The 20,163-nt window shown below is 61.1% G+C and carries 15 protein-coding genes; 7 read left to right on the forward strand and 8 right to left on the reverse strand.

Annotated elements, in window-relative coordinates:
* Nucleotides 1-96 precede the first annotated feature (96 nt).
* From AB7C87_RS23660 to AB7C87_RS23685, 6 genes are all read right to left on the reverse strand, one after another.
* Entirely contained in the window at nt 97-1,842 is a 1,746-nt protein-coding gene (locus tag AB7C87_RS23660) for a glycosyl hydrolase family 18 protein (RefSeq protein WP_369732000.1), read from the reverse strand.
* Nucleotides 1,843-1,851: 9 nt separating this feature from the next.
* Nucleotides 1,852-3,660 carry a glycosyl hydrolase family 18 protein gene (locus tag AB7C87_RS23665; protein ID WP_369732001.1) on the reverse strand — a complete coding sequence of 603 codons (1,809 nt, stop codon included), beginning with the start codon at nt 3,658-3,660 and terminating at the stop codon, nt 1,852-1,854.
* 555 nt (nt 3,661-4,215) lie between these two features.
* Entirely contained in the window at nt 4,216-5,382 is a 1,167-nt protein-coding gene (locus tag AB7C87_RS23670) for an ABC transporter ATP-binding protein (protein ID WP_369732002.1), read from the reverse strand.
* 89 nt (nt 5,383-5,471) lie between these two features.
* Nucleotides 5,472-6,398 carry a carbohydrate ABC transporter permease gene (locus AB7C87_RS23675; protein ID WP_369732003.1) on the reverse strand — a complete coding sequence of 309 codons (927 nt, stop codon included), beginning with the start codon at nt 6,396-6,398 and terminating at the stop codon, nt 5,472-5,474.
* Nucleotides 6,395-7,381 (reverse strand): carbohydrate ABC transporter permease, encoded by a 987-nt coding sequence (locus tag AB7C87_RS23680; protein ID WP_369732004.1) that lies wholly within the window; start codon nt 7,379-7,381, stop codon nt 6,395-6,397. Before AB7C87_RS23680 ends, AB7C87_RS23675 begins: the two co-directional genes overlap by 4 nt.
* 182 nt (nt 7,382-7,563) lie before the next feature.
* Entirely contained in the window at nt 7,564-8,724 is a 1,161-nt protein-coding gene (locus tag AB7C87_RS23685; protein ID WP_369732005.1) for an extracellular solute-binding protein, read from the reverse strand.
* Nucleotides 8,725-8,980: 256 nt separating this feature from the next.
* Between AB7C87_RS23685 and dgoD the strand changes: the two genes are divergently transcribed.
* A complete protein-coding gene (gene dgoD / locus AB7C87_RS23690; RefSeq protein ID WP_369732006.1) occupies nt 8,981-10,132 on the forward strand; it encodes a galactonate dehydratase in 1,152 nt (383 codons plus the stop codon).
* 1,000 nt (nt 10,133-11,132) lie between these two features.
* Here dgoD and AB7C87_RS23695 read toward each other — a convergent pair.
* Together AB7C87_RS23695 and AB7C87_RS23700 are read right to left on the reverse strand one after the other, a co-directional pair.
* Nucleotides 11,133-11,834, reverse strand: coding sequence for a PIG-L deacetylase family protein (locus AB7C87_RS23695; RefSeq protein ID WP_369732007.1), 702 nt, complete (start codon nt 11,832-11,834; stop codon nt 11,133-11,135).
* A gap of 54 nt (nt 11,835-11,888) precedes the next feature.
* On the reverse strand, nt 11,889-12,635 hold the full coding sequence (locus AB7C87_RS23700; RefSeq protein WP_369732008.1) for an IclR family transcriptional regulator: 747 nt from the start codon (nt 12,633-12,635) through the stop codon (nt 11,889-11,891).
* Nucleotides 12,636-13,663: 1,028 nt separating this feature from the next.
* On the opposite strand from AB7C87_RS23700, the gene AB7C87_RS23705 reads away from it, so the two are divergent.
* The 6 genes from AB7C87_RS23705 to AB7C87_RS23730 all read left to right on the forward strand — a co-directional run bounded on the left by AB7C87_RS23705 (nt 13,664) and on the right by AB7C87_RS23730 (nt 20,108).
* On the forward strand, nt 13,664-15,199 hold the full coding sequence (locus tag AB7C87_RS23705; protein ID WP_369732009.1) for an ABC transporter substrate-binding protein: 1,536 nt from the start codon (nt 13,664-13,666) through the stop codon (nt 15,197-15,199).
* 2 nt (nt 15,200-15,201) lie between these two features.
* Entirely contained in the window at nt 15,202-15,465 is a 264-nt protein-coding gene (locus tag AB7C87_RS23710) for a hypothetical protein (RefSeq protein WP_369732010.1), read from the forward strand.
* A 3-nt stretch (nt 15,466-15,468) separates the two neighbouring features.
* Nucleotides 15,469-16,410: a nickel ABC transporter permease gene (nikB, locus tag AB7C87_RS23715; RefSeq protein ID WP_369732011.1), complete on the forward strand. Its 942-nt coding sequence runs from the start codon at nt 15,469-15,471 to the stop codon at nt 16,408-16,410.
* Between the two features lie 62 nt (nt 16,411-16,472).
* Nucleotides 16,473-17,324: a nickel transporter permease gene (gene nikC / locus AB7C87_RS23720; protein WP_369732023.1), complete on the forward strand. Its 852-nt coding sequence runs from the start codon at nt 16,473-16,475 to the stop codon at nt 17,322-17,324.
* On the forward strand, nt 17,317-19,320 hold the full coding sequence (locus AB7C87_RS23725; protein ID WP_369732012.1) for a dipeptide ABC transporter ATP-binding protein: 2,004 nt from the start codon (nt 17,317-17,319) through the stop codon (nt 19,318-19,320). The genes nikC and AB7C87_RS23725 overlap by 8 nt, the downstream gene beginning before the upstream one ends.
* The gene (locus AB7C87_RS23730; RefSeq protein ID WP_369732013.1) at nt 19,317-20,108 is read left to right on the forward strand and encodes an NAD(P)/FAD-dependent oxidoreductase; all 792 of its coding nucleotides are present in this window, start codon (nt 19,317-19,319) and stop codon (nt 20,106-20,108) included. Before AB7C87_RS23725 ends, AB7C87_RS23730 begins: the two co-directional genes overlap by 4 nt.
* Nucleotides 20,109-20,163 lie beyond the last annotated feature (55 nt).

Below are 20,163 nucleotides of genomic sequence, written 5' to 3' on the forward strand. Positions count from 1 at the left end.
GCTTTGCCGGTAGTCTCGGACGGTCTGCTGTCAATCATTACCGGAGAACCCTCGATCCAACTGCGATTCTCCGGTAGACCGTTACAGCAGTCCGTCTCAGACGTTCTGGAGGATCGTATCCAACAGCGTCTCGTTCCAGTCCTGGGCGAGCTCCCAGAACATCACGCCCTGCATGCCACGCTCTTTGGCGAACTCGACTTTCGCCTCGATTGCGGCCTCGTCGTCGTAGCTGATGAAGATCCCTTCGTCCTCGTTGACGAGGTAAGGTACCTCGCCCATCTCGTGGCGGTCGACCTCCCAGGCGTCGTCGTCGCGCAGATTCTCCTCGATGTCGCCGAAATCGAACGCGCCTGTCGCGTCCTCTCCGTCCTCGAGGAGGTCGTGCCAGGTCCCTTCCGGCAGGCCGCTGTAGTTCCCGCCGAGTTGGGGTGGGCTCTGCCACTCGCCGACGGCGAAGCCGCGACCGTAAAACGGCATCCCGAGGACGAGTTCGTCGTACTCCGCCGGGTCGGCCGCCGGATACTCCCACTGTCCGGGCCAGTAGCCGTCGTCGCCGTGATCGCCGGCCCACAGCTCGTCGACGGCGTACTCGACCCAGTACTGTTCGCCGTCCGGGTAAACGTCGCGGTCGTCCGTCGGATGCGTATCGGGACCGTAAAGCGGCGCGTTCAGCCCGATCGTGTCCATCCACTCGCCGGTGAAGTCGTAGGCCATGACGTACACCGAGTCACAGACCTCGCCGACCTGATCGTGGCGAATCCCGCCGGCGTTCCAGTCGGAGCCGCCGTTTGCCACCGACAGGTAGTAGTACTGACCGTCCTCGGCGGCCGCGTCGTCGAGCGCCTCGCGGAGTTCCTCGAGCAAGAGGACGTGGGTCTCGTAATCGTCGTCGTTACCACACTGACACTCTCCTTGCTCGGGTCCGGGGTGTTCCCAGTCGATGTCGACGCCGTCGAAGTTGTATTCGCGCATCAACTCGACGCAGTTCTCCGCGAACGTCTCGCGCAGATCCGGGTCGGAAGCGATGATGTGGAAGTTCTCCGATAGCGTCCAGCCGCCGACCGAGAGGTGGAACCGACAGTCGACGTCGTCGGCCAGTTGGGCGAACTCCTCTAGGTTTTCCTCGTGGCTCTGGCGGTCGATGTCGAACTCCGTCTCGTCGTCTTCGGGTGGGAAGACGTTCCCCTGCTCGTCGAGGGCGATGAACGCGTACAGGACGTCGGTTACCTTCTCGAAGGGAATGTCACTCGGGTAGTAGTCTTGCTCCTCGTTGGCCTTCCAGCCGGGGTAGTAGCCGACGACTTTGAAGTCGTCGCCCGGTCCCTCGATCTCGTCGAGGACTTCCAGAACCACCGACGCCGTGTCGGTTTCGCCGTCGGCGTCGGTGACGGTCAACTCGACCGTGTACTCGCCGGTATCCTCGTAACTGTGGGTGACAACTTCGCCGCTCGCTTCGGTGCCGTCGCCGAGTTCCCATTCGTAGGACTCGATCTCGCCGTCGGAGCCCGAGCCGTCTAATTCGACTTCCTCACCAACTTCGACGCGGGTTGCACTCGAGTCGACGTTCGCTTCCAGCGTCGGTGGCTCGGGGTCCGGATCGTCGTCTTCTTCGATCTCCTCCCAGGGACCCCACTCGCTGGTTCCGGGCTCGTCGCCCTGGGTCCACCAGTTGGCCTCCCAGACGGAGCCGTCGTGGACGACCCGGTCGCCCGAGTCGTACACCTCGTCGGGATCCCAGTCGGGATACTCCTGTGCGGTTGCCACCGAGCTTGCGGCGAGCCAGCCGAGCAGGATCGGTGCCTTCGATGCGTCACTCAGTATGTCGCGTCGTGATCGTTTCATTGGTTTTGCTCACTCGTTGAGGTTGTTCCAGAGCGTTCCGATGAGATCGCCCTCGTAGGTGTCTCCGCCGATCGCCCACAGCATCGTCCCACCGTAGGGTGACTGCTGGAGCCACTGCATCTTCGCGGCCATCGACTCCTCGGATTCGTAGCTGATCATCTCACCGCTGCTTTCGTTCCAGGCCCAGGCGGCGACCGCGTCCTCGTCGAAGTGGACCGCCCAGTCGGAGCTATCCAGGTCGACGGAGTTGCTTCCGTCGCGGCCGTCGCCCTCGAGGTCGTACCACTCGAAGACACCGCCAAGCTGGGAGCCGGGACTGCCGGGAGCTGACGGGTAGGAGCCGTCCATGCTGGCGTCGGCTCCTTCACCCTCGTACTCCTGGAAGAGGCCGTCGTTTTCACCGGTTCCGAACTCTCCCTCTGGCGGCTGAACGTCGTCCCAGCTCCGGCCGTAGAACGGGACGGCCATGTTGAGCTGGTCGGGGTCCCAGCCCTGTTCTTCCCAGTACTCGAGTGCGTACTCGGCGTTCCAGCTGTCGGCTTCGTCGAACGGATCGTCCGGGCTCGACCGCAGCGGGGCGTGATGACGGGTCGTCTCGGACCACACTCCGGCGTAATCGAACGTCATCACCAGAATGAAATCCAGCAGGTCCGAGAGCTTCTCGTGCTCGAGTCCGTCGTTGCCGTCCTCGACGCCTTCGACGACGTCTGGATTGGCCGAGACGGCCGCGGTAAGCTCGTAGGGCTCGTCGCGACCGATCTCCTGGGCGTGGTCGTCCAGGCGCTCGCGCACCGTCTCGCAAAGCAGGGTAAAGCGCTCCTGGTCTCCCTCCCGGACATTGTTGCCACCGCTCGGGCAGACGCTGGCGGGTTCATCGGCGTCGTCAGCGGTACAGCCGCCACCGCCGGGGAACTCCCAGTCGATGTCGATACCGTCTAAGTTGCCTCGCTCGATCCACTCGATACAGTCCTCGGCGAAGCGCTCTCTGTTCTCCTGGGTCAGTGCCGCATCGGAGAAGTACCGCGAGTCGCCCCAGCCGCCGATCGACAGGACGAACTTGGTGTCGTCGCGTTCGGCGGCGAATTCGGCGAAGGTGCCGCCCTCGACACCTTGCCAGTCTTCCTCGGCCCAGAACGCCTGTTGGCCGTGGGAGTCGCCAACGAGGTTGACCGACCCGTCGGATTCGGGACGGGCGAACGCGTACTGGACGTGGGTGACCTGGTCGTACGGGATGTCCGCCGGCACGAAGTCGCGGTCGTACTGCGCCCACTGGCGGTAGTACGCGACGACGCGCTTTTCGTCCGACGACGGGCGACCCGCCGTAATCCTGATCGAATCGGTATCGGTCTCACCGTCAGCGTTTTCGACGGTCAGCGTCACGTCGTATTGGCCCTCCTCGAACGTGTGCGTGACGACCTCGCCGCTCGCTTCGGTGCCATCGCCAAACTCCCACTCGTAGGATTCGATCTCGCCATCGGAGTCGGCGGCGTCGAACTCGATTTCGTCGCCGGGATCCGGGAACTGGTCGCTGACCGTAAACCGGGCGGTCGGTCCGTCTTCGTCCTCGTCATCGTCGTCGTGCTCTTCGATCTCTTCCCAGGGGCCCCACTCGCTGGCTCCGGGCTCGTCGCCTTGGGTCCACCACTGGGCTTCCCAGACGTAGCCGTCGTGGACGACGCGATCACCGTCGGTGTAGACGGCGTCGGGGTCCCACGCTGGATACTCCTGTGCCGCGGCTACTCCGCTTGCCCCAACCGCGGCCAGCAGTGCGGACAGTCTCGTTGCGTTACTCAAAACGTTTCGACGTGTTCGTTTCATGGTTGTCAACCCTCAATTCCAGTTTTTCGAACCGGAAAGTCACGATCGATCGTGACTGTAATCATCTCTATACTCTCTATATAAAATACTAACGGATATTTTAGGTGGATTTATTCAGACGCTGTATAGTGATTGGACCGCAAACAGTCTGTCGAGGGTCGATTTGTCGCGAAGAGAACTCACCGAGTACTCTCGCTCATCGGTACGATCCGCTCGATCCACCTCTCAGACGGCTTGCTGTAACGTTTTACCGGTGATTGCTCGAACAGGGCTAGCGATCATCGGTACCAAAGCACAACGTTCTGTCTCGTACGGACTGCAGTACGTCAGTCCCGTCGAAACCACGATCCACAAGGGGTTTCGCCGATACACAGGTACAGCAATCCGCATCTGACCAGAACCGGCGGTCGGCCGTCCGGCGAGTCCACAACTCGAGAGATCGATAAATCCGCAACTCGAGAAGTCGTCTGCAGTGAAGCCGTCTCGGGGCCCCACCGCTATCGGGTTGTCTACGGCGTCGGCTCGACGAACGCACCTCGTGGCGGTGTCGAGAACTTACGCCATTTCGGCGTGGCCGCTGGGTCCAGGGATCCGTGCCGGATCGATCGGTTCGTCGCTGTGTTTGATCGCCTCCCCGGTTTCGGCATCGAACAGGTGCATCTTTGCCGCCGGGACGTGGACGTGCATCCTGTCGCCGCCGCTAACGCCGAGGCGCTCGTTGGAGGTAAGCGTTAGTGACTCCCCGCCTACGTCGAGATAGACGTTCGTTACGTCACCCATCGGCTCGGTGACGGTAACTTCAGCCTCGATCAGGTGATCGGGTTCGGCGTGGGTCTCCGGGGAGCCGACGAGCGAGACGTGTTCCGGTCGAATGCCAAGCGTCAGCTTCGATCCGCCGACGTCGTCGACGGCTGATTCCGGAATTGGGAGCGAAAACGCCGAGTTCGAAAGGACCTCCTTCTCCAGGTCGACGTCGACCTCGAGGAAATTCATGGGCGGCGATCCCAGGAATCCCGCGACGAACCTGTTGGCGGGCCGGTGGTAACACTCGAGGGGGGTTCCGACCTGCTGTAACTGACCACCGTTGAGGACGACGATCCGATCGCCCATCGTCATCGCTTCGGTCTGGTCGTGTGTGACGTACACCGTCGTCACGTCCAGTTCGCTCTGTAACTGTTGGAGTTCGGTCCGCATCTGTGCTCGAAGTTTGGCGTCGAGGTTCGACAGCGGCTCGTCCATCAGGAAGACCTCCGGATCTCGGACGATCGCTCGACCGAGCGCGACCCGCTGTTGTTGTCCGCCCGAGAGCGCCTTCGGTTTGTCCGCCAGCAACGCTTCGATGCCCATCATCTCCGCGGTTTCTTCGACCCGTTCCTCGATCTCGTCTGTCGGGAGATCCGTCGACATCTTCAAACCAAACGACATGTTCTCCCGGGCGGTCATGTGCGGGTACAGCGCGTAGTTCTGAAACACCATCGCGATGTCCCGCTCTTTCGGTTTCTGATCCGTTACGTCCTCGTCGTCGAAGCGAAGCGCACCGTCGGTCACCGTCTCGAGGCCGGCGATACACCGGAGCGTCGTCGACTTTCCACACCCCGACGGACCGACGAAGACGACGAATTCCCCATCTTCGATCTCGAGGTTGAGTTCGTCGACCGCCAGGATCGAACCGCCTGGAGAGTCGTACTCCTTCGTCAAAGCGTCTATGACAACACGTGCCATTTGCCGTCATCTGGTCTTTGCAGGTATTTATAACTATCTAATGTGGGCCATACGATCGAGGCGAACCGGAAGAAAACGTCGAGTCGAAACTACTGTTTGACGCTCCCCTCGGTCAGCCCTTCGACGATCGGTTTCTGGAAGAGGACGAACAGGAGGAGAATCGGTGCCGTCGCCACGGTCGACGCCGCCATCATCTCGCCCCAGTACGCCGTCGTCTGGGTCTCGAAGCTCTGGATGCCGATCGCGAACGGGGTCACGGCACGGTCCGCGAGAATCGATGCGAACAGCACCTCGTTGAACGCGACGAGGAAGACGAACATCCCGGTCGCCGCGATCCCCGGTGCGGCCATTGGAAGAATAATTCGGACGAGCGCCTGAATGCGCGAACAGCCGTCTACCCTCGCCGCCTCCTCGACCGAATCGGGAATCGTGTCGAAAAAGCCCCTGAGCATCCAGATGGCGACCGGAACGGTGAACGTCGTGTAGACGAAGATGATTCCGTGGTAGGTGTGGACCATCGGGAGTCCGACGTTGGTCTGGACCCAGATGAAAAGCAGGTACATCGGGAGCAAAATGAGGATTCCCGGTATCATCTGGGTCCCGAGCAGGGCACCGCCGATGGCACCCTTTCCGGGGAACCGGTACTTCGAGAAGGCGTATCCGCCCAGACAGCCGACGACGAGAGCGAATACGGTCGTCGTCGTGGCGATGACGAGGCTGTTGATGAAGTAATCCAATACCGGGAACCGACCCCACATCGTGACGTAGTTCTCGTAGTGAAGAACATCCAACAGGAGTGTCGGATCCCGAACGATAGCTGGAATCTCCGCGAGTTCGACCGGAAGCAGTTGGGGGTCCGCGGCCGTGATCTCCGTTCGGGTTCGGAAACTCGAGATGACCATCCAGTAGATGGGGAACAGGGCGTACAACAACAGACTACCGAGTACACCCTTCACGAGCAGTCCAAACAGCCGATCTTTCGCCGCCGCCGAGAGTCGTAGTTCTTCGGGAATCATCCGTCGTCCTCCGTGAAGTCGTCGTCAAACAGATACTTGTAGTAGATCATCGCCATCGTCATCGCGATGAGAAAGAGAATCACGCTCATCGCGGCCCCCCGTCCGAACTGGTAGTTCGAGAAGGCGAAATCGTAGATGAACAGGATCCCAACCTGGCCAGCCTGTGGCGGCTGTGCACCCAACAGGACGAACGGTGCGGTGAAGTTGATCATCGTCCACAACATTACGAGCAACACGACGACCGCTGAAACCGGCTTCAGCTGTGGAAAGGTGACGTATCGGAACTTCTGCCATCGGCTGGCCCCGTCGATCGCCGCCGCTTCGTACAACTGTTGGGGAATGCTCTGGAGGCCGGCGTACAACATGATCATGACCAGTGGAAACTGCGTCCAGGAGTGAGTGAGTATCAGCGTCCAAATGGTGTTGTCACCGATTAGCCAGTAGATTGGCTCGTTGATGAGTCCAATCGAGAGCAGAATGTTGTTGATAATTCCGCTTTGCTGTTGGAACATCATCCGCCAGATGAGCAACGTGACGACGACCGGCGCGACCCACGGGAGCAACAACAGGGTACGAGCCACGAACCGTCCTTTGAATTGCTGATTGAGTATCAGCGCCGCCGTCAACCCGAGGACGTACGTCACCACGAGCGATCCGACCGCGAAGATGACCGTCTGACGGATCGAGAACCAGAACCGCCCACCGATGACGGTCCGCGGATCGAGCACGTAGAGGTAGTTCTCGAGCCCGACGAACGGCGCCGTGTGCCACTGCTGGGCGTGACTCGAGTCGACGCCCATCACACTGATCAGCGTTCCCCAGATAATCGGGAGAAAGTGGATAATACACATCATCGCAAGCCCCGGTGCGAGGAGCTTGTATGCGAAGCGTTGCTCGTCGGATAGCCGATTGTAAAACGGGAGATAGTCCCCGAGTTGTAACTCGGCTAGGTGTCTTCGGAATTGTCTCGTCGTGCTCGCCATAACAGTTATCTTGGTTGAGTTGGACTAATGCTTTTCGCTCTCGGGAAAGCGATCGAGATGTGAGTGCGCGTAACTGCTGTCGTCCGGGAAATGGCGTCGTCGGCTGATCGTCGGCGACCCGAATTCAGCCCGCCCTCACACCCTCACAGTTCGATCCCGTCGGGATGATACGTTCGTTTCGATTACAACGTCTGATGTGCGACCTCGGCGGCGTCGTTGAGCGCGTCTTCGACGTCGCCGTCCTCGAGGTCGCCGGTAACGGCGTTTTGGATTACCTCCGCGACGACACTGTTGAGTTCGCCTTCGATCTCTCCCCAGCCGAGCACCTGCGGGTACGTCTGTGCGACTGGGAAGACTTCGTCGTTGAACGCCTGGTAGAGGTCGTGATCGAAGTATTCGGTATCGAACCCGTCGGGATTGGTCGGGAGGAACCCGACCGTACTCGCGATCTCGGCGTTGGGCCCGGCTCCCAACAGGTAATCGATCCACTGTGCGGCCGCTTCGGGTTCGTCGGTCCACGGGTGGATGCCGAGGAGTTCCATGCCAAAGAACGTGCCGCCGTCGCCGTCTGGGCCGACTGGCGGGGCGGAGATCGAGAGATCGTCGAGCGAGTGTCCGTCTTCTTCTTCGTACGCGCCGACCGTTCCGAGAGCGTCGACCGTACTGGCCATCTGTCCACCCGCAAACGCGCCGTTGATATCGGCCGCGCCCCACTCGACGGTCTCCGATGGAAGCACGTCGTACTCTCGATACAGATCGGCGTAGAACTCGAGTGCCTGGATCCCCTCCTCGTTGTGGAACGCGGGTTCGGAGAGGTCGTCGCTGAGCAACTGTCCGCCGCTTTGCCAGAGGAACATCGCGAAGTTCCGCATGGGCTCGAAGTCAGACCCCATCAGCGCGAAGAAGTTGTTGTCGTCGTCGTACGTTTGCGCCTGATCGACGAGGTCGTCCCAGTCGTCGGGGTGTCCGGCGACGTCACCGTTATCGACTGCTTCGTCGATCTGTTGCCACGCACGCGGGCCCCAAAACCACGGGATACCAACGAGATCCCCCTGGAACGTTGCAACGTCCATCGCCCCCTCCTCGAACATGCTGGTGTCCGGAACGTGATCGACGACCTCGTCGGACTCGAGGTCCATCCATCCGCCCGCATCAGCTTGCTCCGGAATCCACGTCGACGCGATCTCTTGGACGTCCGGGCCCGTCTGGCTCGTTATATTGCTCAACAGCCGCTCCTGGGCCTCACCCCACCCGACGAACTCGAACTCGACGTGAATTCCCGTTTCCTCTTCGAAGATCTCGGCGTGTTCTTCGAAGTATTCTTCGGCACCGGGAGCGTCCATATACTGCGTTTGGATCGTGGTCCCGTCACCGTTCCCATCACTGATACACCCTGCAAGACTGAACGCGCTTACCGCACCAGTCGTTGTAAGCACTTTCCGGCGAGTATGCTCTCTCATAGCGAAACCTCGACCACGTATTGTGACACATTATACATAACTGTTTCCAAAAACTCTTCCACGGTTCGATGGTATCAACACGATCGATCGCCGTCACCACCGGGTGAATATATACCAACCGATCACGAACAGATCTGTTATGCAAATCACCGATTACGAACTGTTCGAAGTCCCGCCGCGCTGGCTGTTTCTGAAGATCGAGACCGATGCTGGCATCGCTGGGTGGGGTGAGCCGATCGTCGAAGGCCGGGCCCAAACCGTTCGAACGGCAGTCGAAGAGGTAATGAATGGATATCTCGTCGGAAAAGATCCGCACAACATCGAAGATCACTGGCAGGCGATGTACCGGGGCTGTTTCTACAGGGGAGGGCCGGTCTTGATGAGTGCGATCGCTGGCATCGACCAGGCCCTCTGGGACATTAAAGGAAAAAGCTTCGACGTCCCGATTTACACGCTACTCGGCGGACAGACCCGGGAGCGGATTCGCGTCTATCAGTGGATCGGCGGCGACCGAATTTCGGAGATCGGAACGGAAGCGAAGCAACTCTCGGACGCGGGGTACACCGCACTCAAAATGGATGCATCGAATCAGATGCGTCACCTCGAACCGCCAGGTGCCGTCGACGAGATCACCGAGCGCGTCGCACACGTTCGCGACGTCATCGGCGACCAAATGGATATCGTCGTCGACTTTCGCGGACGAATTTCGAAGTCGCTTGCAAAACGAGTCATCGCTTCCCTCGAGGAGTTCGATCCGTTGTTCGTCGAAGAGCCGCTTCTCCCGGAGAACCTGGAGTATCTCCCGGATCTCGAATCGCGAACTAACGTTCCGTTAGCGACAGGTGAGCGGCTTTACTCCAGGTGGGATTTCAAACCGCTGTTCCAGCGGGGAGGCGTCGACGTGATTCAACCGGACGTCTCCCACGCGGGTGGTATTTCCGAGCTCGTTAGGCTTGCCGCGATGGCAGAGGCCCACGACGTTGCCGTTGCGCCAAACTGTCCGCTTGGACCGATCGCACTCGCCGCGTCGTTGCAGGTGAGTACGTACATCCCGAATCTGTTGGTCCAAGACCACGGATTCGACATCTACCCAGCGCCGAAAAGTGCAGCAAATCACTACTTGCACGACTCCTCTGTCTTCGAGTTCGTCGACGGCTATCTCACTCCCCTAAACGGTCCGGGTCTGGGTCTCGAGATCGACGAATCAGCGGTGCGTGAACGATCGCGCCAAGACCTCGATTGGTCGAATCCGATCTGGCGCCACGAGGACGGAAGCATCGCCGAATGGTAGCTTCTGCCGACGGCTCTCTGCTCGCTGGAGAACGCTCCCCTCATTCGATCCGTCGGGGACCGCGGTGTACGCTCGATCGTCGTCACTCCCCGTCACAACACCCTCGCTCGTAGCTCAGCGGCCGGCACGACACCTGTTGTCGACTCGAGTGCAAGCGGGGTGTATCGTTTCAACGACTGCGATAGCGGAACCGACTGCGCGACCGGTCCCGGCGCGTGCCGAGTAGTGTACCGGCTAGCGCTCACCAATTGTTTCGCTTACAGAAACACGATCACTGTTTCTCACGGCCAGTGTCTCGCACCAGTAACCCGTCTCGAACTGTTCGAGTGTGGCACGTCTTCGTTCGCCCTGTCCGCTCTCTCCCGGTCGACGTCTGGTTTCGGACAGCGAAACATTCCGACATCTGAGCCGACTTCCGCAATACTCATCAGGGAATGTTTACGACCATACTATTGTAAATATCTGCTCTTTCTGTACTGGATTTCCCACACCGAAACGATGTCGGCCGTTCCAAGATTCCTCGCCATCCACCGAGTCAGACGACGCCTGACACCGCGCGAATACTTCGAGTATCGAAACGAGGGGGTCAGCAGACGGCCCCGTAGCCGCTGGCGGTCACCGACCACCAGGCTGTGTCGCGCAAGCGTGGATCGGAACGGAGTACGCACAAGCGATCGCGGACCGAAACGACGTGGCTCGTGAGCGGAGCGTGCGTACGACGTACAATCAGTTTCATACGATCTGTTGTCCGTCAGTTCCGATGCAACCGCGACCCAGAGTGGTTGCGCTATAGTAACAACTGCAACGATGTACACACTGATCGCCGAACTGTCTGGCGATCAGGTGTGCAATGACTTGCAGTGGCTAGTATCGTAAATCCGTACTGCAACCCGGATCAGTTGTTCTATCGGTCCGGATGTGTCTACAATATCTGGATGTGGGAAACTCGTGGAAATTTGGCTCGAGTTGTGCGCGGAGTGGATCGATTACGGAACCCTGCCTACTCGAGATAGTCGCATGCCTGGTCGTGAAGCGGGACGAATCCTTCGGCGCTCGCCACACCGGTTCGTTTTCCGAGAGTCGCGTCCTCCGCGGCGACGCCGTCGATCAGGTTGTCAAACTCCGCGTCGATCCCGCCGTGTTCTTGGAGAAACTCCACCTGTGATTCGTGGTGGTCGATTGCAGCGGCTTTTCGATCTTCGTAGCCCGAAATATCGACGAACGTCGTCGGTTCGAACGACGACGTCGGCTTCCCGAAGAAGTACACGTTATCCGGGTCGCACGGATCGTGTTCGGTATCGACGAGCGGGAGCGACGCCATGTAGTACGCATCCGTGACGAGCCGTGACGTTGCCCTGTGGTCCGGATGCATGTCGTCGCGGAAGTGAGTCAGGATTACGTCCGGGTCGTGTGCACGAATCGTTTCGACGATTTCGAGACGGTCCTCGAGAGAATATTCGATCCGTCCGTCCTCGAACCCGAGAAATGTGACGTCGGTCGCGCCGAGTTCGTTCCCGGATCGTCGTGTCTCTTTTTCTCGCGTTTCCGCGACGGTCGCTTCGTCGGTGTCGAACCCGCCGTACTCCCCTCTGGTCATGTGGGCGATCGTCACGGTGTCGCCGCGGTCGGCGTGTTTTGCAAGTGTGCCACCACAGAAGATGTCAGCGTCATCTGGATGTGCAACGATTGCTAACAATTCCATTGTGCGTTGAGTACAATGTAATCATTAGCTTTTAACTATTTCCTTCGTATTCGATCACTCGAGTGTCGAAACGAGAGCGCGCTCAACACTAAGCAAAAGACCGGGAATGTTCTCTTCAAACCGTTTTCCTGACAGTTCGTTGGCTTGGCCGGAGACGTAGACAGATCCAACGAACGAACGAGTTTGTACGCTGACAGCAACGCTGTTCACGTTCGAAAATTGCTCTTGACGGTCGAGTGAGAATCCTCGCTCCCGAATGCGGTCGAGCTCCACCTGAAGGGTATCGCGATCGGAGATCGTGTGCTCGGTCAACGACGGCGTTTCATCAACTATCGAACTAATTCGTTCTTCAGATAGCTCGGCAAGAATTGCCTTTCCTGCGGCACTACAGTGTAAGTGTCTGGTGTTGTATGCGGGGAAGGTACCGCTGTAGTACCGGTCTGCACAGTAAATATCGATGGCGACACCGCTCCTTTCGATTACGAACCCGGCGAGTTCGTTTGCCATCTCGGCGAGTTCATCGACAGGTTCCCGGACGGCCTGAATGAGGTTGTCGTTCCACTGGACTCGTCTCGCACAGTCCAGAAACCGGATCGAGGGTTTGTACTGGCTGTTGACCTTCTCGACGTATCCAAGCACAACGAGTGTATTCAGATGTTTGTACACCGTACTTTTCGTCATCTCCGTTTGCGCTGCGATTTCGGTGACTCCGACGGGCTGTGGACTGTCGATCAATACGTTCAATACCGAAAACGAGCGAACCGTTGCTTCGATCGTCTCCGTTTTTGCCCCTGTCGTCATAGCCAAGATGTTTGTTACAGCTATCCCTTAACGTTTCCGAGAACGAAACTAGCGTGTATCACGTAGTGAGTTTTACCGGACGGTGAAGGTTTGCAACCACGTTATAGTGGTCGCTAGACCGTCGTGTTTGAAGATGACGGAATGTGATGGCATAGGTGATATTGAAATTAAATTTATGTGTTGGTCCCACGCTACTCTCCACGCCGAATGGAACGAAGCCGAAGTTCTCACTCACTCCATTGGCTCACGGGTCGCGTTGCTTCCCGTTCGCCGTTCCGCGGTTCTCGCTCATGGTTCGAAAATCGAAGATTTTCGTCATCACGAACGACCGTCGGTCGTTCGAACGACTTCGTTCGCTCCGAACCGCGCACGCTCCAAACCGCGCTTCTCATGAAATTTCCTCAGAATCTGTCGATTGATTCCGTTGCAGTCGGAGCCACCCGCGATATTGAATGTTGTTGATTTCGGGATCGACAGCGGTGTACGGCCAGAACTGCTGGCTGTTGATCTCGATTTTGTCTCGCCGATCACAACGTGGTTCGGATCGTACCGTCGGCCGGCTGTAGTTCGTCCGTCTCCACCCAATCGTAGACAGCTTTCCCGACTGATTAGTGCGGAAGTAACGACTTCATATACTGTGTATTCAAGTGATGGTTTGGAAATATTAGCACGCATTTTCGAACGATTCGAGGTTCGGGCCACAGCGAAACGTCTGTCAGTCGATACTATTGGTGGTCGACTGCAAACCGTCCTTGAGTCGATCGGCTATCGTCCTGCGGGCGGATCACCAGAAGGTCCATCCTTCCTATTTTCCGAATTCGGTGGCCGATACTGTAACCGCCACCATAAACAAGTGAGATTGTGATTATACAAGTTTATTTGTCCTCAGTCAGTAGGTCGACGAGACGATGGTTGAAAGCGACGCTCGATGGCTGAATAGGTGGAGACATCCGTCTCTGAGGACCGACAAAATACTACACGACCTTAAGTTAGCAAAATTTATTAAGTTGATATAGGTTTATAATAATATGGTGCAACACTCGACGCGACGGACGGTTCTTGGCGGTATCGGTGTGGGTATTGCGTCCCTAGCGGGCTGTCTCAGTGACGATTCCCCGTTGGACGATGGGATCGAGACGATCACGGTCGCCCGATCCGAGGCGACTCAGGACGGGGAGTGGCAACCCTACGGTGGCGTCATCCCCTACTACACGAACGTTTTCGAACCGCTCGTGGGGACGACCCGAGAAATGGAGCCGGCGCCGATGCTGGCGACCGATTGGGAACGGGAAGACGAGTCGACGTGGCGATTCGACCTGCGCGAGGGCGTCACCTTCCACGACGGATCGGCCTTTACGGCTGACGCAGTGGTCTCTTCGTTCGATGCGCTGATCGACCACTGGGATGCCACCGGCTGGATCAACGTCGCCACTGGCGGGGTGACAGCGGTCGACGATCACGCAGTCGAGATCGAGACGACCGAGCCGTTTCCGGCGCTTCCGGGGACGATCTCTCACAATTACTTCGGCATCATCCACCCGGACACCGACCAAGACGCGGGTATCGCCCTGGGAACGGGTCCGTTCCAACTCGCCGACCGCGACGGCAACGACGTTACGCTCGAGCCGTACGAGGACCACTGGGACGACACCCCGGCCACGGAACGTCTCGCGTTCGATATCGTCGACGACGGAACGACGCGGACGACGGCCCTGGAAAGCGGCGAAGTCGATCTGGCGATCGATCCACCCCGAAGCGACGTCGGCCGCCTCGAGGACAGCACCGAAACGGCAGTCGATACCCAGCGAACGCCGCGGACCTGCTTCGGCGGCGTCAACATCTACAAGGAACCGACGAACGACGAGGTGCTTCGACGGGCGCTGTGTTACGCCGTCGACCAGGAGCAACTCGTCGAGACGGTCCTGGAAGGCGTCGGTGATCCCGCCCGCGGCCCCATCTCGCCGGAGATTCCGTGGGCGGCCCACGACGACCTTCCGGAGATGGGGCCAGACCGCGACCGCGCTCGCGAACTCGTCGCCGAATCGAGTTACGACGGCGAGACGCTGACGATCCTGATCGACGGGAGCGAGCCGGACGACCGTGCCGTCGCGGAGGTTCTCCAGAACTGGTTTGCGGAAATCGACGTCGAGAGCGAGATCCGAAGCGTCGAATCCGCCGCGTTCTACGAGACGTTCACCGACGGCGAGGCTCACGTCTCGATCGTCGCCTTCGGCTCGAACTCCGCGGCTTCGGACTACCTCATCCGCGCCGTCTTCCACTCCGAAGGGAGCGACAACCAACAGCTCTACGAGTCGGAGGGAACCGGCATCATGAACCTCGGCGGCGAGGTCGACGACCTCATCGAGGAAGGGTACTTCGCCGAATCGGCGGATCGGAAGGCCGATCTCTACGGCGAGGTTCAAGAGCGCGTCGTCGAGAAGGGCGTCGTGATCCCGCTTTACTACCTCGAGTACGTCCTGGCGCGGCGGGCCTCGCTTCCCGCGCCGGAGCTCCATCCGATCGACAAACTCACTGACTTCACCGAACTCGAACGGGGAGAGTAAGTATGGTCGCGTCGGACCACGTGATCTCGTGGACGCAGGACATCGGGCACAGTGTACTCTCTCGGTGGTCACTCGAGGGCACCACACCGTCCGTCTCGTTGGTCGGTGGTCGACTCGACGACCGCCTCGACCCGACCGTCGAGGGCGTTCACTCTCTCTGTGGGATTTTCGCCGGCGCGTTCGCCTGGGATCGAGCCGACGGGACGCCGAGAAAACTCTTTCCGGCCGACGGTCGATTGGACGGCGGCCGAAACCGGTGGTCTTGATCGATGCAATACCTCCTCCGTCGCTTCGGGAGTTCCGTCGTCGTGCTCTTTGGCGTCACGGTCATCACCTACAGCCTGGTTCACCTCACACCCGGCGACCCGGCTCGGACCGTCCTTGCCGAGCGCCAGGGCCAACAGCCTTCCGAGACAGCCGTCCAGGAATTCCGTGCCGAGGCGGGACTCGACGATCCGATTCCGCTACAGTATCTCCACTGGATGGCCGACGTCCTTCAGGGTGACCTCGGCCGGTCGTACTACGGCGACGGCCCGGTGCTCGACCTCCTCGTCGCGTCCCTGCCGAACACGATCGAACTCGCTGGTGCGTCGATTCTGGTGGCCGTCGCCGTCTCGATCCCGGCGGGCGTGGTGAGTGCCGTCTACCGCGGAACGTGGCTCGACTACACGAGTCAGGTAATCGCACTGCTTGGCGTCTCGATGCCGAACTTCTGGCTCGGCTACCTGCTCATCATCGGCGGTGCACTCCATCTGGGTGTCTTTCCCGTCTACGGGGCGGGCACCATGGGTCACCTCGTCTTGCCCGCGGTCACGCTCGGGACCGGAATGGCCGCCGTGCTCACGCGCCTCGTCCGTTCGTCGCTGCTGGAAACCCTGGAGGAGCCCTACGTCGATGCGGCCAGGGCTCGCGGTTTGCCCGAGCGTGCGGTCGTCGTCGCCCACGCCCTGCGGACTGCACTGCTTCCGGTCGTCACGATGATCGGCCTGCAACTCGGCTACGTCCTCGGCGGTGCGGTCGTCGTCGAGATCGTCTTCCAGCGACCCGGTCTCGGAATGCTACTCGTCGACGCCGTTTTCGCACGGGATTTCCCGGTCATTCAGGGCGTGACGTTGCTAATTGGGATCTGCTTCGTCGTCGTCAATCTGGGGACGGACCTCGCGTACCAACACCTCGATCCGCGCGTTTCACTGGGGGGTGGTGGCGCGTGAGCGTCACGCGACTCCGATCGGCCCACCGCGTTGTCCGCCGGGAGTATTTCGCACACCCGACGGTGCTCGCCCTCCGCCGAAACCCCTCGGCGGTCGCAGGGGGGATCGTCGTGACAGCTCTCGCCGTCCTCGCGATCGTCGGGCCGTTCCTGACGCCGTACGATCCAACCACTCAGAACCTCGAGAGCCAGTTGCAAGCACCCTCACTCGCCCATCCGCTCGGAACCGATCAGCTGGGCCGGGACGTCGCAACCAGAGTGGTCTACGGCGCCCGTCTCACTCTCGGCATCGCCGTTCTCGTCACCGTCGTCCGGCTGACGATCGGGGTGGTCGTCGGCCTCGTCGCCGGCTACGTCGGCGGCTGGGTCGACGAGGCGCTGATGCGGGTAGTCGACGTCCTGCTCGCTTTTCCCGGCATCGTCCTCGCGCTCGTCGTCGCGGGGATCTTGGGACCGAGTCTGACCAACCTCGTGCTCGCGCTCGCCGTCGTCGGCTGGACGCGGTACGCGAGGGTCGTCCGCTCGAGCGTCCTCGAACTGCGCGAACGGCCGTTCGTCGCCGCCTCACGACTGACGGGCGCGCCCCGACGACGGGTGATTCGCCGGCACGTGCTCCCGAACGTTGCCGGACCCGTGGTCGTCCTCGCGACGCTCGACCTCGGCGGCGTGATCCTCGCCGCGGCCGGCCTCTCCTTTCTGGGGCTTGGCGCCCAGCCACCGGCGCCGGAGTGGGGGACGATGCTCTCGACCGGTCGCCATCACCTGCGCGAGGCCTCGTGGCTGGTGAACGCACCCGGCCTGGCGATCGTCCTCGCAGTGTTGGGCTCGAACCTGCTGGGTGATGGCCTGCGAGACGCGCTTGACCCGACCGACCGAACCGACGACGCCCGAGCCGGGGTGGCCCGCCGTGACTGAGCCGCTCCTCGACGTCCAGCATCTCCGGGTGCAGTTCGAGGGGGCAGACGAGCCGGTTCGGGCCGTCGACGGCCTCTCGCTGTCGGTCCAGTCTGGGGAGGTCGTCGGTCTCGTCGGCGAGAGCGGCTGTGGCAAGTCCGCCGCCGTTCGCGCGGTCGCTGGCCTCCACGGCGACGACGTGCGGGTCGAGGGAACCATCGCGTTCGACGGCACCGACCTGCGGACGGCACCGGCCGACTTCCTGCGACGCCTGCGCGCGACCAGGATCTCGACGGTGTTCCAGGACCCGGCGGCGACACTTACTCCCACTCGAACCGTGGGTTCGCATCTGCGAGAGACGCTCCGCCTCGTCGACCGGCCCGCCGACCGGTCGCTCCGATCGGTCGCCGGCTTCGATCTCGGCCTGGGACGAGTCGTGAGCCGCGACGCCGATTCCGGTCGGCGGGATCGCGCCGTGGCGCTCCTCGAGGACGTCGGTCTCACAGGGTCCGACTTTCTGGATCGCTACCCGCACGAACTGAGCGGCGGTGAAGCCCAGCGCGTCTCGCTGGCGCTGGCGCTGGCGTCGGACCCCGACCTGTTGCTGGCCGACGAGCCGACGACGGCCCTCGACGCGACGACACGGGTGGAGGTCCTCGACCTGCTCGACGGCCTGGTCTCGGAACGTGGCCTCGCGACGCTACTCGTCAGTCACGACCTTGGGATCGTCGGCGAGCGCTGTGATCGCGTCGTGGTCGCCTACGCCGGCCGAACGATGGAAGCCGGCCCCGCCGAGCGCGTACTGTCGACCCCGCATCACCCTTACACCGGGGCTCTGCTCGCGTGCCAACTCGAGGGCGCCGTCCCTGGTGAGCCCCTGCCAACGGTCGACGGCTCGGTGCCCGATCCCACGACCGAGACGGCGGGCTGTCCCTTCGAACCGCGCTGTCGCCACGCGACCGACGCATGTCGGTCGGCGGCGCCTCCTACTGTTGATCTCGGCGACGACGGATGCGTCAGTTGCGGTGAACTCGACGCGATCGCAACGCCGGGACCTGTATCGGCACCCACTGACGGAGACACTGCAACCGGTGGTACTGGAGGGATGGAACCTGAGGGCGCCACGTCGGATGGTTCCCAGTCTCCCGCTGTCTCCGTCGACGGCGGGGCGGTGACCGACTCGGGAGAATCGATACTCGAACTCGAGGGCGTCTCGAAGCGCTATCCCGTCGACGATTCCTGGCTCGCCCGTCTCCGAGGGACCGATCGCTACACGGACGCTGTCGACGACGTCTCGCTGTCGGTCGTGGCGGGTGAAACCCTCGGAATCGTTGGTGAGAGCGGTGCCGGCAAGTCGACCGTAATCGACCTCGTCACCGGACTCGACGCGCCGACCGGCGGGAGCGTTAGGCTGGATGACGAGCCAGTCGAGGCTCTCGCCGATCGCTCTCGCGAACAGGTCGTCTCGATCGGTCGGCTCTTCCAGCATCCGCGCTCGAGTCTCGACCCGCGCCAGCGGGTGGGCATCGCGATCGAGGAACCGCTCGTCGAGGCGGGCTGGGAGCCGACTCGCCGCGAGGAACGGATCCGGGAACTTCTCACCCTCGTCGGCCTCGATAGCCGCCACGCTGACCGCCGTCCCGACCAGCTCTCCGGCGGTCAGTGCCAGCGAATCGCCCTCGCCAGAGCGATCGCCCTCGAACCCGCACTGGTCGTTCTCGACGAGCCCACTGCCGCGCTCGACGTCTCCGTTCGCGCCCGAGTCTGTAACCTATTGATGGAACTACAGGATCGGTTAGCGTGTGCGTTCGTTCTCGTGAGCCACGATCTCGGCGTCGTGAGCCACCTCGCCGACCGTATCGTCGTCATGCGCGACGGCCGTATCGTCGAGACCGGTTCCACTGCGGCGGTCTGTACCGCCCCCGAGACGGCTTACACGAGACAGTTGCTGACCGCCGCGAGCGGAGTTCCAGATCCATCATCGCCCACAGACCACCTCACAGTTGATCACAAATGACGACTCTCAACTCGACTACGCGACCCGCAGACGCGTCGTTTCCTGACTATCCAGCGTACGACGTCGCCGTCATCGGCGGCGGCCCCGCCGGCTGTTCGGCGGCCGTCTTTACCGCCCGCGCAGACCTGGAGACGGTTCTGTTCGAACACGACCGGTCGTCCCTGCTGAAATCGGCTCACCTCGAGAATTACCTCGGCTTTCCCTTCGGGATCCAGCCGTCTCAGTTTCTCGAGTTGGCCCGCGAGCACGCACGCGAAGTCGGCTGCGACGTCAACCGGGAGGGTGTAACCGCCCTCCGGGCGTTCGACCCTGAGAACGGGCAGATCGAGTCCGATACAGACGATACGACCTCTAGCGACGCCGATCGCGCGTTCGTCCTCGAGACCGAGGAACGAACCGTCGTCGCCGACCGCGTCGTCGTCGCCTCCTGGGCGCGAACCGAGTTCCTCGAGTCTCTGCCCGTGACCCGCGAACCCGAAGAGCCCGGCCCGGTGATGGTCGTTCCGACCGACACGGACGGCCGGACCGACTGCGACGGCGTCTACGCCGCTGGTCGGATCACGAGTACCAACCACCAGGCGATCGTCAACGCTGGCAACGGCGCCGACGTCGCCCTGACGCTGATTCGGGACGCCCGTCCCGACTACTACAACGATTGGGTCGTCCCGGAGGGCTACTACGACAGCTACGACCGCGAGGTTCCCGAGGGTGTCGAAGAAATTTCGGTGGCTGAACGCCGACGGCGGAAGAAGCGTGCTGAAGCGGCGATGACGGAGTTCCTCGAGTAGCGAGTGGGCGGTCGCGTTTTGACCAGCACGACTGACAGTACCCCGCTCGAGAGCG

The organism is Natrarchaeobius versutus (assembly GCF_041205745.1).
Classification (GTDB): domain Archaea; phylum Halobacteriota; class Halobacteria; order Halobacteriales; family Natrialbaceae; genus Natrarchaeobius; species Natrarchaeobius versutus.